This window comes from Paraprevotella clara YIT 11840 (genome assembly GCF_000233955.1).
In the GTDB taxonomy this organism is placed as follows: Bacteria; Bacteroidota; Bacteroidia; order Bacteroidales; family Bacteroidaceae; genus Paraprevotella; species Paraprevotella clara.
The window spans coordinates 1-837 of sequence record NZ_JH376674.1; the positions used below are offsets into that span (position 1 = coordinate 1).

Annotated in this window: 1 protein-coding gene and 1 pseudogene; both read right to left on the reverse strand. The window is 37.4% G+C overall.

From position 1 onward, the window contains the following. A partial coding sequence (locus tag HMPREF9441_RS17005; RefSeq protein WP_008623349.1) for a TonB-dependent receptor plug domain-containing protein occupies window positions 1–401 on the reverse strand: 401 nt, incomplete at its 3' end. A 17-nt stretch (window positions 402–418) separates the two neighbouring features. Continuing rightward, a pseudogene (locus HMPREF9441_RS17010) lies at window positions 419–837 on the reverse strand (hypothetical protein); the annotation flags it as partial.

An 837-nucleotide genomic window follows, 5' to 3' on the forward strand; every position in this document is an offset into this window, starting at 1 on the left:
AAATTTGTTGCTTCAGTAGCATACATTTCTTTGCCATCTACTATCACCAAAAGGTCAGTATTAGAAGGCACTCCCGTTACTGATAATGATCCTACAGTTTTATCGTTGCTACTAGTATCATTACTTTTTTTTAGAGTGACGACAATAGCACCTCTCTGAGCTTTATTACCATATATAGCCACAGCACTTGCGCCTTTTAGTACATTTATACTCTCAATATCATCTGACTTAAGAGATTTTTGCACTATACTACTCACTTTTTCATCAGTAAGCACTACATCATTTACTACCCACAAAGGTTGTTGGGCATTTCGGGCAGAAGCACACTTAATATTTGGCATTTGCTGTGCCGAAACTATATAAGTAGCCACTAGCAGTACTAATGTAATAATCTTTTTCATATTATTAAAATTTTAAACTATTCAAACACTTTGGCTATTACTTCATTATGGCGTTTGCGATCGCGAGTATGGCTACCAGAAGCAGGAGCTGCATAGGCTGGCGTACCAACATAACGCCATTTTACCAAGTCAAAATTCATTAATATATAGCCATAAGCCCCCATATTCTTAGGTTCTTCTTGCGCCCACACAAAATCAGTAGCATTAATATATTTAGCTACTACTTCTTTGAGTTGCTCTACTGGTAAAGGGAACAATTGCTCTATACGCACCAAAGCTATATCATCACGCCCTAACTTTTCGCGTTCTGCATAAAGATCGTAGTAAAAACGTCCTGAACAGAATACTACTCGTTTCACCTTATTAGCATCAGCTATAGGGTCAGTAATTACTTCTCTGAATTGTCCTTCTGCCAACTCTTCCAAAGAAGAAATCA